Annotated in this window: 14 protein-coding genes; 9 read left to right on the top strand and 5 right to left on the bottom strand. The window is 73.0% G+C overall.

All coding sequences use genetic code 11. The features are described 5' to 3' along the window. Positions 1-35: 35 nt before the first annotated feature. A complete protein-coding gene (locus EDF64_RS04625; RefSeq protein ID WP_133518883.1) occupies positions 36-605 on the bottom strand; it encodes a VOC family protein in 570 nt (189 codons plus the stop codon). A 100-nt stretch (positions 606-705) separates the two neighbouring features. Then, a complete protein-coding gene (locus EDF64_RS04620; RefSeq protein WP_133518882.1) occupies positions 706-1,503 on the bottom strand; it encodes an SGNH/GDSL hydrolase family protein in 798 nt (265 codons plus the stop codon). 185 nt (positions 1,504-1,688) lie between these two features. Here EDF64_RS04620 and EDF64_RS04615 point away from each other — a divergent pair, with 185 nt between their 5' ends. From EDF64_RS04615 to EDF64_RS04590, 6 genes are all read left to right on the top strand, one after another. Beyond that, positions 1,689-3,248: an NCS1 family nucleobase:cation symporter-1 gene (locus EDF64_RS04615; protein WP_133518881.1), complete on the top strand. Its 1,560-nt coding sequence runs from the start codon at positions 1,689-1,691 to the stop codon at positions 3,246-3,248. Positions 3,249-3,386: 138 nt separating this feature from the next. Next, on the top strand, positions 3,387-4,151 hold the full coding sequence (locus tag EDF64_RS04610; protein WP_133518880.1) for an aspartate/glutamate racemase family protein: 765 nt from the start codon (positions 3,387-3,389) through the stop codon (positions 4,149-4,151). Next, entirely contained in the window at positions 4,148-5,548 is a 1,401-nt protein-coding gene (gene allB / locus EDF64_RS04605; RefSeq protein ID WP_133518879.1) for an allantoinase AllB, read from the top strand. Before EDF64_RS04610 ends, allB begins: the two co-directional genes overlap by 4 nt. A 42-nt stretch (positions 5,549-5,590) precedes the next feature. Beyond that, the gene (locus EDF64_RS04600) at positions 5,591-6,838 is read left to right on the top strand and encodes a pyridoxal-phosphate-dependent aminotransferase family protein (protein ID WP_133518878.1); all 1,248 of its coding nucleotides are present in this window, start codon (positions 5,591-5,593) and stop codon (positions 6,836-6,838) included. Then, on the top strand, positions 6,835-8,094 hold the full coding sequence (locus tag EDF64_RS04595; protein ID WP_133518877.1) for an allantoate amidohydrolase: 1,260 nt from the start codon (positions 6,835-6,837) through the stop codon (positions 8,092-8,094). The genes EDF64_RS04600 and EDF64_RS04595 overlap by 4 nt, the downstream gene beginning before the upstream one ends. Continuing rightward, positions 8,091-8,924 carry a MurR/RpiR family transcriptional regulator gene (locus tag EDF64_RS04590; RefSeq protein WP_133518876.1) on the top strand — a complete coding sequence of 278 codons (834 nt, stop codon included), beginning with the start codon at positions 8,091-8,093 and terminating at the stop codon, positions 8,922-8,924. Before EDF64_RS04595 ends, EDF64_RS04590 begins: the two co-directional genes overlap by 4 nt. A 105-nt stretch (positions 8,925-9,029) precedes the next feature. Here EDF64_RS04590 and EDF64_RS04585 read toward each other — a convergent pair whose 3' ends face one another. Further along, on the bottom strand, positions 9,030-9,494 hold the full coding sequence (locus EDF64_RS04585; RefSeq protein ID WP_133518875.1) for an SRPBCC family protein: 465 nt from the start codon (positions 9,492-9,494) through the stop codon (positions 9,030-9,032). After that, positions 9,491-10,066 carry a GNAT family N-acetyltransferase gene (locus EDF64_RS04580; protein WP_133518874.1) on the bottom strand — a complete coding sequence of 192 codons (576 nt, stop codon included), beginning with the start codon at positions 10,064-10,066 and terminating at the stop codon, positions 9,491-9,493. Before EDF64_RS04580 ends, EDF64_RS04585 begins: the two co-directional genes overlap by 4 nt. A gap of 44 nt (positions 10,067-10,110) precedes the next feature. Between EDF64_RS04580 and EDF64_RS04575 the strand changes: the two genes are divergently transcribed. Further along, entirely contained in the window at positions 10,111-11,202 is a 1,092-nt protein-coding gene (locus tag EDF64_RS04575) for a dipeptidase (RefSeq protein ID WP_133518873.1), read from the top strand. A gap of 253 nt (positions 11,203-11,455) precedes the next feature. Here the strand turns inward: EDF64_RS04575 and EDF64_RS04570 are convergent, their stop codons facing one another. Then, positions 11,456-12,127 (bottom strand): DUF899 family protein, encoded by a 672-nt coding sequence (locus tag EDF64_RS04570; protein WP_133518872.1) that lies wholly within the window; start codon positions 12,125-12,127, stop codon positions 11,456-11,458. A gap of 246 nt (positions 12,128-12,373) precedes the next feature. Here EDF64_RS04570 and cysK point away from each other — a divergent pair, with 246 nt between their 5' ends. Next, a complete protein-coding gene (gene cysK, locus EDF64_RS04565) occupies positions 12,374-13,312 on the top strand; it encodes a cysteine synthase A (protein WP_071292343.1) in 939 nt (312 codons plus the stop codon). Continuing rightward, the gene (gene epsC / locus EDF64_RS04560; RefSeq protein ID WP_243736248.1) at positions 13,309-13,893 is read left to right on the top strand and encodes a serine O-acetyltransferase EpsC; all 585 of its coding nucleotides are present in this window, start codon (positions 13,309-13,311) and stop codon (positions 13,891-13,893) included. The genes cysK and epsC overlap by 4 nt, the downstream gene beginning before the upstream one ends. The last annotated feature ends 48 nt before the right edge of the window (positions 13,894-13,941 follow it).

Genomic DNA, 13,941 nt, shown 5'->3' with positions numbered 1-13,941 from the left:
CGGCGCCGACCGCTGACCGGCGCCGATCGGGGTCGTCAGCTGACGGGGACCGTGCTGCCGGCGCTGCGGACGGCGTCCGCCGTGGTCGGCCACGGCGCCCACTTAGCCCGGGGCGCCTGCAACAGGTACGGCTGCGGGGTCGGGTAGCTGACGAGCTCGAGCGTCGACCCCCACGGCGTGCGGGTGTAGACGAAGCGGTTGCCCTCGCCGGCCTCGAGCCCGCGGAGGTCGCGGGGGTCGGAGTTCCGGCTGCCACCCGCGGCCTCGACCCGGGCGAGTGTCTCGTCGAGGTCGTCGGTGTAGATCGCCAGGTGCTGCCACCCGAGGTCCGAGGGGAGTGCCGCACCGTGCTGGTCGGCGCCGAGGTACTCGAACAGCTCGAGCCCCGGCCCCTCGGGGAGCGCGAGCATCCGGAACGCGCCCTGCGCCATGCTCCGTGGGATCCCGAGGTAGCGGTGCGCCTCGGGGGAGTCGTTCGGTGCCTCGGTCCTGCACCGCATGTCGTACAGGACGACGGCGTCGAACGCCGCCTCGAAGAACGCCGTGGCTGCGTCGATGTCCGGCACCGTGACGCCCACGTGGTCGATCCTGATTCCCCTGCTCATTGCTGTTGTCTAGCAGCGTCGCCGGGCGCAGTCGCAGCTCGGGTCGCACGGTGCGACATCCCTGCGGCATGCCGCAGCAACGCCGGGCCTGTGCTGATGCTCAGCCACGCGGGGCGTTCGGTGTGGCAGTCGTCCACTCCGGGAACGTCGCAGTCCGGCCGTCGCCGGAGGAACGGCGGGTGACCCGGCGTCCCACCCACGGCAGCACGTGCTCGCGGTAGTAGCGGGCCTCGTCGCGGAAGCGTCGTCGCCCGGCCGGGGCCTCTGCCGGGACCACCGGGGCGGGGCCGTCCACGACGGCGTGCAGGGCGAGGTCGGCGACGCGCTGGTGGCCGGTCGCGTTCATGTGCAGGCGGTCCTCGGACCAGAACTCGGCCCGGCGCAGGTGGTCGTCGCGGGAGACGTCGACGAAGGGCAGGCCGTGCCGCCGGGCGAGGTCGCCGAGTGCCTCGGCCCAGGCGTCGCCGCGGCGGTTGATGAGCGACCCGAGGGGGAGCCGGGCGCTCGGGTCGGCCGGGCTGAGCAGGGCGATCCGGACCCCGCGGTCGAGGACCGTGGTCACCGCGGCCTCGAGTCGCCCGATGAGCTGGTCGACGTCGAAGCGCGGACGGAGCAGGTCGTTGCCGCCGCCGCAGAACGTGATGAGCGTCGGCGCGGGGTCGAGGGCGAGTGCGGCGTCGAGCTGCTCGTCGAGGACCCCGGCCAGCAGCCGACCGCGCACGGCGAGGTTGGCGTACGAGACGGGCACCCCGAGGTGGTCGGCCATCCCGCTCGCCAGTCGTCCGGTCCAGCCGGGGAACGGAACCGCGCCGGCGTCGCCGATGCCGCCGGTCCCCTCGTCGCCGATGCCCTCGGAGAAGCTGTCGCCGATGGCCACGTACCGGGTGCTGTGCTGCATCCTGCCATCATCGTGCACAAGCCTGTGCAAGTTCCTCGCGCACATCGCCGGCCGGAACGAGCGTTTCACGCCCGCTGCTCCGACACACGACCGTTACACGGGGGAAACGGGCGCATCGAAGAGGCTCCGTAGCGTCGTGGCCAGAGGCGGGTACCGCTCGCCCTTCCCACTCCTCGGAGGACGCCATGGCTACAGAGATCCAGGCCCCGGTCGCCGCGCCCCACGCCCCCCTCACGACACCGGCCCCCGCCGGCGCCGGTGTCGTCAAGCCCGGGTACGACCCGGCGCTCACCAACGAAGACCTCGCACCGCTGCGGAAGCAGACGTGGACGAGCTACAACATCTTCGCGTTCTGGATGTCCGACGTGCACTCGGTCGGCGGGTACGTCACCGCCGGGTCGCTCTTCGCCCTCGGCATCGCCAGCTGGCAGGTGCTCATCGCGCTGGTGGTCGGCATCCTCATCGTGCAGGTGTTCGCGAACCTCGTCGCGAAGCCGTCGCAGCGCACCGGCGTGCCGTACCCGGTGATCAACCGCGCGGTGTTCGGTGTCCTCGGCGCGAACGTCCCGGCGATCATCCGCGGCCTCATCGCGATGGCCTGGTACGGCGTGCAGACCTTCCTCGCCGCGCAGTCGCTCAACATCATCTTCCTGAAGTTCATCCCGGCGTCAGCGGTGCTCCTCGAGCACTCGTTCCTCGGACTCTCGGCGCTCGGGTGGATCTCGTACGCGATCCTCTGGGTCGCCCAGGGCGCACTGTTCTGGATGGGCATGGACGCCATCAAGAAGTTCATCGACTGGGCCGGCCCCGCGGTCTACGTCGTGATGATCGCCCTGGCGGTGTACCTCGTCAGCCAGGCCGGCATCAGCAACATCTCGTTCACGCTCTCGGCGGGCGAGCCGCTCTCGTTCGGTGCGAGCATCCCGGTGATGCTGTCGGCGATCGCCCTCGTGGTGAGCTACTTCTCCGGCCCGATGCTCAACTTCGGCGACTTCTCGCGCTACGCGAAGTCCTTCGACGCGGTGAAGCGCGGGAACCTCTGGGGGCTGCCGATCAACTTCCTGTTCTTCTCGGTGCTGACCGTGCTCTGCGCCAGCGCCACGGTGCCGGTGTTCGGCAAGCTCATCACCGACCCGATCGAGACCGTGCAGGCGATCGGTGCGCCGTTCGCGATCCTGCTCGGCGGCCTGACCTTCGTCACGGCCACCGTCGGCATCAACATCGTCGCGAACTTCATCAGCCCCGCGTTCGACTTCTCGAACGTCGCCCCGCGGCGGATCAGCTGGCGAGCCGGCGGCATGATCGCCGCGGTCGGCTCCGTGCTCCTCACCCCGTGGAACTGGTACGGCAACGACCAGGCGATCCTCTACACGCTCGGTGTTCTCGGCGCGCTGATCGGGCCGTTGTTCGGCATCCTCATCGCCGGCTACTACATCGTCGCGAAGCAGCGGGTCGCGGTCGACGACATGTACACGAAGGACCCGACGGCGCGGTACTGGTACGCGAAGGGCTTCAACCCGAACGCGATCTGGACCCTCGTCATCACCGGTGCCGTCTCGGTCGCCAGCGCGGTCCTGCCGCCGGCGCTCGGCGTGCTCCCGTGGCTGTCGAACTACAGCTGGTTCATCGGCTGTGGCCTCGGGCTCGTGGTCTTCTGGGCCCTCGAGCGGGTCCGCCCGAGCATGCCCGTCCTCGACGCGGACGACCCCACGGTCGACGACGGCGCCGCCACCGGCCGCGCCTGACCCCGTCGCGGCGACCCGTCCTCCACAGGCGGGTCGCGGCGGCCGGCCGTCCACCGACCACGGTCACGGCCTGGAGGCGCGGCTCGCCTCCGCCACGATGGTCACCACCCAGCACCCCGCACCACCGGAAGGACCCCGATGCGCATCCGTGTCGTCAACCCCAACACCACCGCGTCGATGACGCGGACCATCGGAGCCGCCGCTGCGGCGGTCGCCGGCCCCGGCACCGTCGTCGAAGCGGTCAACCCGACGATGGGGCCGGCCTCGATCGAGAGCCACTACGAGGAGGCGCTGGCCGTCCCCGGACTCCTCGAGCAGATCGCGATCGGGGAGCGCGACGGGGTGGACGCGTACGTGGTCGCCTGCTTCGGCGACCCCGGGCTCGACGCCGCACGCGAGGTCGCCGGCGGCCCCGTCATCGGCATCGCCGAGGCCGGCTTCCACGCCGCCGCGATGCTCGGCCGGCGCTTCGGTGTCGTCACCACGCTCGCCCGGACCACGGGTCGTGCCCACGAGCTCGCCGAGCGCTACGGCTTCGCGTCGCTCGTCACCGAGATCCGGGCGTGCGAGGTGCCCGTGCTCCGACTCGAGGACCCGACGTCGGGCGCGCGGGAACTCGTCGTCGAGGAGTGCCGTGCCGTGCTCGCCGGGGGAGCGGACGCGGTGGTGCTCGGCTGCGCCGGGATGGCCGACTTCTGCGCCGAGGTCTCCCGCGAGATCGGGGCACCGGTGGTCGACGGGGTGGCTGCCGCAACGGTGCTCGCCGAGTCGCTCGTGCGCCTCGGCCTGACGACGGGCAGACGCGGCGAGTACGCCGCACCACCAGCCAAGCCGATGTCGGGACTGCTGGCGGGGTTCGAACGTCTCCCGTCGGCGGCCGTGACGGTCGGGGCGGGCGCATGACGCGCCTCCAGGCCGACCTGGTCCTGCGCGCCCACCGCGCGTGGGTCGACGGAGCCTTCCGTCCCGCTGCGGTCGTCGTCCGCGACGGCCGGATCGACGCCGTCCTGCCGGTCGACGCCACCGTCGACGCGACCGTGGACCGCACCGTCCCCGACGACCAGGTCCTGCTCCCCGGGCTCGTCGACACCCACGTGCACGTCAACGAGCCCGGCCGTACCGAGTGGGAGGGCTTCGCGTCCGCCACCCGCGCGGCCGCGCTCGGCGGGGTCACCACCGTCATCGACATGCCGCTCAACTCGATCCCCGCGACGACCACCGTCGAGGCGCTCGCCGTCAAGCAGGCGAGCGCCGCGGGCCGGGTCGCGGTCGACGTGGGCTTCTGGGGCGGCGCCGTGCCGGCGAGCCTCGGCTCGCTCGACGCGCTGCACGACGTCGGCGTCTTCGGCTTCAAGTGCTTCACGGCACCGTCCGGCGTCGACGAGTTCCCGCACCTCGACGCCACGCAGCTCCGGGCCGCCATCGAGGAGGTCGCCCGCATCGACGCGCTCCTCATCGTGCACGCCGAGGACCCCGCGTTCCTGGTCGACCACGAGGCCCTCGGCGGCCACTACGCGGACTTCCTCGTCACCCGCCCGGTCGACGCCGAGCGGTCCGCCATCGCCCGGGTGATCGACGGCGCGCGGGCGACCGGGGCGCGGGTGCACATCCTGCACCTGTCCGACGCCGGCGCGCTGCCGATGATCCGGGCCGCGAAGGACGACGGCGTGCGGATCACGGTCGAGACCTGCCCGCACTACCTGTCGTTCGAGGCCGGCACGATCCCGGACGGCGCGACGGAGTACAAGTGCTGCCCGCCGATCCGCGACGACGCCAACCGGGACGCCCTCTGGCGGGGGCTCCTCGACGGCACGATCGACATGGTCGTGTCGGACCACTCGCCCTCCACCGCGGACCTCAAGGTCGACGACTGGGGGCTGGCCTGGGGTGGGATCGCGGGGCTGCAGGTCGGGTTCCGTGCGGTGTGGACCGAGGCGTCACGTCGTGGCGTCCGGCTCGAGGAACTCCTCCCGCTCTTCACGACCGGACCCGCGGCGCTCGCCGGCTTCGCCGACCGAGGTGTGGTCGCCCCCGGCGCACTCGCCCACTTCGCGGTCTTCGACCCGTCCGCCACGGCCGTCATCGACGTGGCCGGTCTCGCGCACCGCAACCCGGTCTCGGCGTTCGCCGGCCTGGAGGCGCGCGGCCGCGTCACCGAGACCTGGTTGCGCGGTCGGCTGGTCGCCTCTGCTGAGGACGGCGTCACCGCCGTCGCGGGAGAGCTCGTCCCACGACCGGTGCCGTCCACCGCGTCGGTCCGTGCCACGGCTGCCCCGTCTGTCCCCGCAACACGTCTGTAACGAACGTTCCGGTACGCTCGGATCAGGAACGGAGGAACCACCATGCTCCCAGTGAACCCGCCCGCACGACTCCTCATGGGGCCGGGGCCCATCACCGCCGACCCGCGCGTGCTCCGTGCGCTGTCGACCCCGCTCGTCGGGCAGTACGACCCGTGGATGACCACCACGATGAACGAGACGCAGGCGCTCTACCGGCAGGTGTTCGGCACCGAGAACGAAGCCACCGTGCTCGTCGACGGCACCTCCCGCGCCGGCATCGAGGCCGCGCTCGTCTCGCTGCTGGCTCCCGGCGACCGTGTCCTCGTGCCGGTGTTCGGCCGGTTCGGGCACCTGCTCGCCGAGATCGCGGGTCGTGCCGGCGCCGAGGTCCACACGATCGAGACCGAGTGGGGACAGGTCTTCACGCCGTCCGCCGTCGAGGACGCGATCGTCCGCGTCCGGCCGAAGGTCCTGGCCATCGTGCAGGGCGACACCTCGACCACGATGAACCAGCCGCTCGACGAGCTCGGTGCGATCTGCGAGCGGCACGGCGTGCTGTTCTACACCGACGCGACCGCCACGATCGGCGGCAACCCGCTCGAGACCGACGCGTGGGGGATCGACGCCGTCAGCGCCGGGCTGCAGAAGTGCTTGGGCGGGCCGTCCGGCAGCGCGCCGCTCACCCTCTCGCCGAGGGCGGTGGCGGTCCTCGACGGCCGCCGCAGCGTCGAGGCCGGCATCCGTGAACCCGGCGACGCCGTCGCGGACGAGCCCATCCGCTCGAACTACCTCGACCTGGCGATGATCCTCGACTACTGGGGTCCGCGCCGGCTCAACCACCACACCGAGGCCGCCTCGATGCTCTACGCCGCGAACGAGTGCGCCCGCATCCTGCTGGAAGAGGGCCGCGACGCCGTCGTCGCCCGGCACGAGACCGCGGGCCGCGCGATGCTCGCCGGCGTGCAGGCGCTGGGGCTCGGCGTCTTCGGCGACGTGGCGCACAAGATGCACAACGTCGTCGCGGTGGAGATCCCGTCCGACGTCGTCGGCGACGAGGTCCGTGCGGCGATGCTCGACGACCACGGCATCGAGATCGGCACGTCGTTCGGTCCGCTGCACGGCAAGGTGTGGCGCATCGGCACGATGGGCTACAACGCCCGGAAGGACACCGTCGTGACGACGCTCGCCGCGCTCGAGCAGACGCTCCGCCGGGCGGGGCACGCCGTTCCGCAGGGTGGTGGCGTCGACGCCGCGCTGGACGTCTTCCGTGACAGCACCGTCGCCGCTGTCCCCGCCGCGGTGCTCGCGTGAGTGCCGCACCCGTCGTCGGCGCCACCGACCTGGCCACGACCGACGCCGAGCTCGTGGCGCGCTGGTGCGACGAACTCGCCCTCGTCACCGAGGAGACCGGCCGGATCACCCGCGTGTACCTGTCGCCCGAGCACGCCCGGGTGAACGCGATCGTCGCCGAGTGGATGCAGGACGCCGGACTCCGCACCTGGCAGGACGCCGCCGGCAACCTGCACGGGCGGATCGACGGAGCGGAGCCGGACGCCCCCGTGCTGCTCCTCGGCTCGCACCTCGACACCGTGGTGGACGCCGGCCGGTACGACGGCATCGTCGGGGTCCTCATGGCGATCCGGACCGCCGCGCGCCTCACCGCCGACGGCCCGCTGCCGGTGGCGCTCGAGGTCATCGCGTTCTCCGACGAAGAGGGCACCCGCTTCGGCAAGGCCCTGCTCGGGTCCTCCGCGGTCGCCGGGGTCTGGGACGAGTCGTGGTGGGACCTGGCCGACGGCGACGGGGTCACCCTCCGCCGCGCGTTCGAGGACTTCGGGCTCGATCCGGCGCGGGTCGGCGACGCCGCAGCGGACCCCGGCACGCTCGTCGGCTACCTCGAGGCGCACATCGAGCAGGGGCCGTACCTCGAGCAGGCCGGGCAGGCGCTCGGCGTCGTCACGAGCATCGCCAGCGCCCGCCGGTTCACGGTCGAGGCCGTGGGCGAGGCCCGGCACGCCGGCGGCACCCCGTACGAGCGCCGCCACGACGCCCTGCTCGCCGCCGCCGAGGCCGCACTCGCCGTCGAACGGATCTGCCGGGCGTCGCACCACGTCGGCACGGTCGGCACCATGACCGTCGAGCCCGGCTCCGTCAACGTCGTCCCCGGTCTCGCACGGTTCTCGGTCGACCTCCGCGGGGAGTTCGACGAGGGACGCGACCGGGTGTGGGACGAACTCACCAAGGCCTTCACGCTCATCGGGGAACGTCGCGGGGTCAGCGTCGCGCCGACCGAGGTGCACCGTGCCCCCGCCGTGTTCTGCGCGCCGCGGCTCATGGACGCCGTCCGTGCCGGGATCGAGTCGACGGGCGAGGCATCTCCGATGGAGCTGTTCTCGCGGGCCGGGCACGACGCGATGTCGCTCGGCCTCGTCACCGACGTGGCGATGCTGTTCCTCCGCAACCCGGACGGCATCAGCCACCACCCGGACGAGTTCGTCTCGACGGAGGACATCGCCCTCGGGCTCGACGCCCTCGCCGTCGCCGTCGACCGGGTGGCCCGCGCATGAGCACCGCCGGACCCGACGTCCGCGCCCGCATCGACTCCGTGTGGGAACAGCTCTCCCCGGCCGAGCGTCGCGTCGCGGCGATGGTCCGCCACGACCCGGAACTCCTGCTCGTCGGCACCTCCGCCGAGCTCGCCGCCGAGTCGGGCACCTCGAAGGCGACCGTCTCGCGGCTCGTCCGGTCGCTCGGGTTCCAGGACGCGGCCGAGGTCCGGGCGAACCTCATGTCGGCGCGTGGATCCGGACTGCCGTGGGCAGCGGAGGACGCCGCCCACGTCGACCAGCGCGCCGTCGAGTCGCGCAACCTCGACGCCGCCTTCGCCTCGCTCGCCCGTGCCGACCGGCCCCGGCTCGCACGGCGGATCGTCCGGGCGCGACGCGTCCTGGTCATCGGCGAGCGTGGCGCCTACCCGATCGCGCTGCAGCTCCGCGCCCAGCTCGCCCAGGTCCGGCCGGACGTCCGGATCGGTCCGGCGCCGGGGCAGCGCCTCGGGGAAGAGGTCGCCGACCTCGACCGCCGCGACCTCGTCGTCATCGTCACCGTGCGGCGGCACGCGTCCGGGGTCGGACGGCTCGTCCGGCACTGCGTCGCGACGGGTGCCGACGTCGTCGTGCTCGGTGACCCCACGGCGGCGGTCATCGCGGCTCCGGCCGCCACCGCGATCCTCTGCCCGGTCGACTCACCGTCGGCGTTCGACTCGATGGCCGCGCTGTTCGCGGTGGTGGCGGCGATCGCCAACGACGTGTACGAGGCGTCCGGGCCGGGTGGGCGGACGCGCGTGGACGCCGTCGCGAACGCCTACGAGGCGCTCGGCGAGCTCACCGCCCCCTGACCGACGCCCCGCGGCCGGCGGCGTCGTGCGTGTGGGACGCCGAGATCGCACTCCGGCGGCCGACGCCGACGCCGATCCGGCACGAAGTGCGATCTCGGCGCCTGGTCAGTCCTCGTCCGAGGCGCGGAGTTCTGCGGCGAGGGAAGCGTTGCGGTCGGCGATGAGCCGCGGCAGGTAGCGCGCCAGCGCGATCCGTTCGGCCAGCCTGCCCAGCAGTCCGAGCGGAGCTCGGAACTCGATCTCGTCCACCATCCGCGTGCCGCGCGCCGACGGCTCGAAGCGATGGACGTGGTGGAACCGGGCGAACGGCCCACGCACCTGTTCGTCGACGAACCGGTGGGGGGCCTCCAGGGCGGTGATCCGACTCGTCATCCGCCACACGATCCCGAAGTGCCGCGCGCGCCACGTGACGGTCTCGCCCAGGCCGATGGTGCCGGACGTCGTGCCGGCCACGGCGCGCTCACTGCTGGCGGCCATCGACCGCTCGTGCGCACCGATGTCGAGGGAGAGTGCGAAGGCGCGCTCGGGCGGCGCGTCGAGTTCGGTGACGACGCGGAACGCGACCGTCACGCGGTCGGCCAGACCGTCGGTGTGGAGCGGTCGTCGTCGCGGAGGACCGCCGCGATGAGCTGGTCGTGGCGCGCGCCGCGGTGGGACACGCCGGACCGGAGCCGTCCCTCGTAGCGCAGGCCGAGCCGCTCGGCGATCGCGACGGACGGGGTGTTCGTCGCGATCGCGCGCCACTGCACCCGGACGAAACCGAGTCCCTGCGGCGCCGGGGCGAACGCCCAGTCGAGGACGGCGCGTGCTGCCTCCGTCACGAACCCGTGGCCCCGGCCGTCGGGGTGCACGGCGTAGCCGATCTCCGCGGCGCCGTCGATGAAACCGAACAGGCCGACCGTGCCGAGCAGCCGCAGGTCGTCCGCGCGCCGGATGCCGAACTCGTAGCGGGTGTCCGCCGTCCAGCCCGACCCGACGACCTCGGTGATCCAGTGCCGCGCCTCGGCGTGACCGTACGGCACCGGCACCGGCGTGTACGCGATGACGTCCGGGTCGTTCGCGTACGCGACGACGTCGTCGGCATCGGCCGGCACGGGGACGGAGAGCACGAGCCGGTCGGTGCGGAGCGTGACGGGGTCCATGGGGGCGAGCCTACCGACGGCGGGGCGGCCGGTAGCGTCGTCGCATGACGTTCGACGCGCTCCCGTTCCCGGTCATCGACGGCCACAACGACCTGCCGTGGGAGCGCCGGGACACGCACGCCTCCGGGGTCGAGGGGATCGACTCCGAGGAGGGCTCCCTCCACACCGACCTGCCGAAGCTGCGTGCCGGCGGCGTCGTCGGGCAGTTCTGGTCGGTGTTCGTCCCCGCCGACGATCCCGACCCGGTCCGCACCACCCTGCAGCAGGTCGACGTCGCGCACCGGATCATCGAGCGCTACCCGGAGTCGCTCGCGCTCGCCCGCACCGCGGCGGAGGTGCGGGCGGCGATCGACTCCGGCCGGATCGCCTCGCTGCTCGGGGCCGAGGGCGGCCACTCCATCGGCAACGACCTGGCCGTGCTCCGGACCCTCGCGCGGCTCGGCGTTCGGTACATGACCCTGACGCACAACGACGACACCCCCTGGGCCGACTCGGCGACGGGGTCGCACCCGCACGGCGGACTCACCGACCGCGGCCGCGAGGTCGTCGCCGAGATGGAGCGGCTCGGCATGCTCGTCGACCTCTCGCACACCGCTCCGGCGACGATGCGGGACACCCTCGACGTCGCGACGCAGCCCGTGGTCTTCAGCCACTCCTCGACGGTCGCCGTGAACGACCACCCGCGGAACGTGCCCGACGACGTGCTCGCCCGGTTGGCGGACAACGGGGGCGTCGTGATGATCACGTTCGTGCCGCAGTTCGTCTCCGCGGCGTTCGCGGAGTGGTTCGCTGCGGGGTCGCCGGGGTCGCCGGGGTCGCCGGGGTCGCCGGGGTCGTCGGGGTCGTCGCTTGCGCCGGGGTCGGCGCCGCTCGTGACGGTGTCCGACGTCGCGGACCACGTCGAGCACGCGCGGGACGTCGCGGGCGTGGCGCACATCGGCCTCGGCGGCGACTACGACGGCACGCCGGTGCTCCCGCCGGACCTGCGGGACGTGTCGCGGTACCCGGTGCTCGCATCGGAGCTGCGGCGGCGCGGGTGGGGTGCTGCGGACCTGCGGGCGCTGGCGGGCGGCAACGTGCTGCGGGTGCTCGAGGCGACGGACGGCCGCTTCGCGCGTACGGCGTTCGTGCGCTGACGGCTGCTCGTCGGGGTTTCGCGCGCGGGTTTCGCGCTCAGCGACACGTCACGGGCGGCCGAGCGCGTGACGTGTCGCTCACCGCGAAAGCGACAGACCGACGCGGGGCGGTCCGGTTCCAGACGCCAGAGCGACAGCTGGCCGCCGGAGTTCCGCGGCGAACTGTCGCTTTCGCGAGGGCGCGCCAGCGCCCGCGCGCCGCGCCTGCCGCGCCGCACCGCGCCCGCGCCGCGCCGCCGCACCGCGCCGCGGATCAGCCGTACGTGGGGTACTGCGGCCAGCCCTCGGGGCTGTCCTCCCAGTCCTGCTGCCGCCCGTACACGGTCCGGTCCATGATGTGCGCGACCGGCAGGATCGCCTCGGTGCCCCGCGAACCGGTCGCGTAGGTCAGGTACGGCACCCCGTCGCGCAGCAGGTAGTACGAGTACCCGGGCACTGGGCCGTCGAAGTCGTCGTGGTGGATCGTCCACCCCCAGTCGTCGTGGTAGCTCGTGGCGCCCGAGGACACCCACGCGTGCGGCCACCCGTGCTGCGCCCGCCAGGCCTCGAGCTTCTCGATCGGCCCCTCCGAGATCATGGCGAACGCGATCCCTTCGTCGTCGAGCCGGCCCATGTCGGCGGGCAGGTTGTCGACGGCCCAGGTGCAACTGGGGCAGCCCGCGTCCCAGTCCCGTCCGTACATGACGTTCTGGACGAGGAGCAGGTACTTGTCCCCGAACAGCTCGGTGAGGCGGACCGGGCCGTCCGGTCCGGCGAACTCGTAGTCGTCGACGCGCACCATCGGCAGCCGTCGGCGGGCGGCGGAGACTCGGTCGCCGTGTCGCGTGAGTTCCTTCTCGTCCTGCACCTGTGCGGCGAGCGCTTCGTCGAACGCGGCGCGGTCGACGACCCGCGGGGCGACGTCGGGTTGCTGTTCCTTGGACATGACGACCTCCTCGTCGTTGCGGAGCACGGTACGCGCGGCTGGGCGCGTGGGCAACGGCCTGGAGGCGCGGCGCGCGTCCGGCGCGCAGCGCACGTCATCGGACGCGGCGCGCAGCGCACGGCGTGCGTCCGGCGCGCAGCGCGCGTCATCGGACAGGGACACGCCGGGTGCGCTCGCTAGGATCGCAGCGCACGCCGTGCCTCCAGAGGGGTGGGCACGCGACCTGACCCGATGAGGACGGAACCGATGAGCGGCACCATCTACGACGACATCTCGCAGGCGTTCGGCAACACGCCGCTGGTCCGGCTGAACCGCCTGCCCAAGGCCGGCGGAGCCGAGATCCTGGCGAAGCTCGAGTTCTACAACCCCGGTGCGAGCGTGAAGGACCGGCTCGGCGTCGCGATCGTCGACGCGGCCGAGGAGTCCGGCGAGTTGCAGGCCGGCGGCACGATCGTCGAGGGCTCGTCCGGCAACACGGGCATCGCCCTGGCGCTGGTCGGCGCGGCCCGCGGCTACCGGGTCGTCATCGCGATGCCCGAGACCATGAGCGTCGAGCGTCGGGCACTCGTCCGCGCGTTCGGGGCCGAGATCGTCCTGACCCCCGGGTCCGAGGGCATGAAGGGCGCGGTCGCGCGGGCCGAGCAGATCGTCGCCGAGACGCCGGGTGCGATCCTCGCCCACCAGTTCGAGACCGCCGCCAACGCCGCGATCCACCGGAAGACCACGGCGGAGGAGATCCTCCGCGACACCGAGGGCCACGTCGACGTGTTCGTCGCGGGTGTCGGCACCGGCGGCACGATCACCGGCGTCGGGCAGGTGCTCAAGGAGCGCGTGCCCGGGGTGCAGATCGTCGCGGTGGAGCCGAAGGACTCGCCCCTCCTCACCGAGGGCAAGGCCGGCCCGCACAAGATCCAGGGCATCGGCGCGAACTTCATCCCCGAGGTCCTCGACCGCAGCGTCATCGACGAGGTCTTCGACGTCGAGCTCGACGACGCGCTCCGGGTCGCCCGCGACCTCGGGACGCAGGAGGGCATCCTCGCCGGCATCTCGTCCGGCGCGATCCTGCACGCCGCGATCGAGATCGCCGCTCGGCCCGAGAACGCCGGCAAGCGGGTCGTCGCGATCGTGTGCGACACCGGGGAGCGCTACCTGTCGACGGTGCTCTTCGAGGGACTCACTGCGTGAGACGACCCGCCCGACGAGGCGTGCTGCGGACCGTCCGCGAGGACCTGGCCGCAGCACGCCGCGGTGACCCCGCATCCCGCGGTGACCTCGAGAACGCGATCGTCTACTCGGGGCTGCACGCCATCTGGACCTACCGGCTGACGCACCGGCTGTGGATCGCCGAGGGCCTGCCCGGCTCGCGGTTCGCCGCACGGGTCGTCGCCCAGGTCGCCCGGTCCGTCACGGGGATCGAGATCCACCCGGGAGCGCGCATCGGCCGCCGCTTCTTCATCGACCACGGCATGGGCGTGGTCATCGGCGAGACCGCGGTCGTCGGCGACGACGTCGTGCTCTTCCACGGGGTGACCCTCGGCGGACGCGGCGGCGAGCACGGCCCGGGAGCCCGCCGGCACCCGGCGGTGGGGGACCGCGTGGTCCTCGGCGCCGGGTCGTCGCTGATCGGGGCGATCACGGTCGGGGCGGACTCGGTCGTGGGTGCGAACACCGTCGTCACGAAGGACGTCCCGGCGGGGTCGGTGGTCACCGGGGTCGCCGGTACCGCGCGCCCGCGGTCCGGGCACGAGGGCGTTCCGCCGCTCTGAGCGGTTCGGCCGCGGAGCGCGACGCCGTCGCGCCGGAGCGCGTGACGC

The sequence above is a fragment of the Curtobacterium flaccumfaciens genome (assembly GCF_004361695.1).
In the GTDB taxonomy this organism is placed as follows: Bacteria; Actinomycetota; Actinomycetes; order Actinomycetales; family Microbacteriaceae; genus Curtobacterium; species Curtobacterium flaccumfaciens_B.
Note: the sequence above shows the minus strand (reverse complement) of the source record. Positions and strands in the feature narration are given on the sequence as shown.

Coding starts and splice junctions, on each gene's coding strand:
- EDF64_RS04625 (WP_133518883.1), bottom strand. CDS start 605: ATGAGCAGGGGAATCAGGATCGACCACGTGGGCGTCACGGTGCCGGAC.
- EDF64_RS04620 (WP_133518882.1), bottom strand. CDS start 1,503: ATGCAGCACAGCACCCGGTACGTGGCCATCGGCGACAGCTTCTCCGAG.
- EDF64_RS04615 (WP_133518881.1), top strand. CDS start 1,689: ATGGCTACAGAGATCCAGGCCCCGGTCGCCGCGCCCCACGCCCCCCTC.
- EDF64_RS04610 (WP_133518880.1), top strand. CDS start 3,387: ATGCGCATCCGTGTCGTCAACCCCAACACCACCGCGTCGATGACGCGG.
- allB (WP_133518879.1), top strand. CDS start 4,148: ATGACGCGCCTCCAGGCCGACCTGGTCCTGCGCGCCCACCGCGCGTGG.
- EDF64_RS04600 (WP_133518878.1), top strand. CDS start 5,591: ATGCTCCCAGTGAACCCGCCCGCACGACTCCTCATGGGGCCGGGGCCC.
- EDF64_RS04590 (WP_133518876.1), top strand. CDS start 8,091: ATGAGCACCGCCGGACCCGACGTCCGCGCCCGCATCGACTCCGTGTGG.
- EDF64_RS04580 (WP_133518874.1), bottom strand. CDS start 10,066: ATGGACCCCGTCACGCTCCGCACCGACCGGCTCGTGCTCTCCGTCCCC.
- EDF64_RS04575 (WP_133518873.1), top strand. CDS start 10,111: ATGACGTTCGACGCGCTCCCGTTCCCGGTCATCGACGGCCACAACGAC.
- EDF64_RS04570 (WP_133518872.1), bottom strand. CDS start 12,127: ATGTCCAAGGAACAGCAACCCGACGTCGCCCCGCGGGTCGTCGACCGC.
- cysK (WP_071292343.1), top strand. CDS start 12,374: ATGAGCGGCACCATCTACGACGACATCTCGCAGGCGTTCGGCAACACG.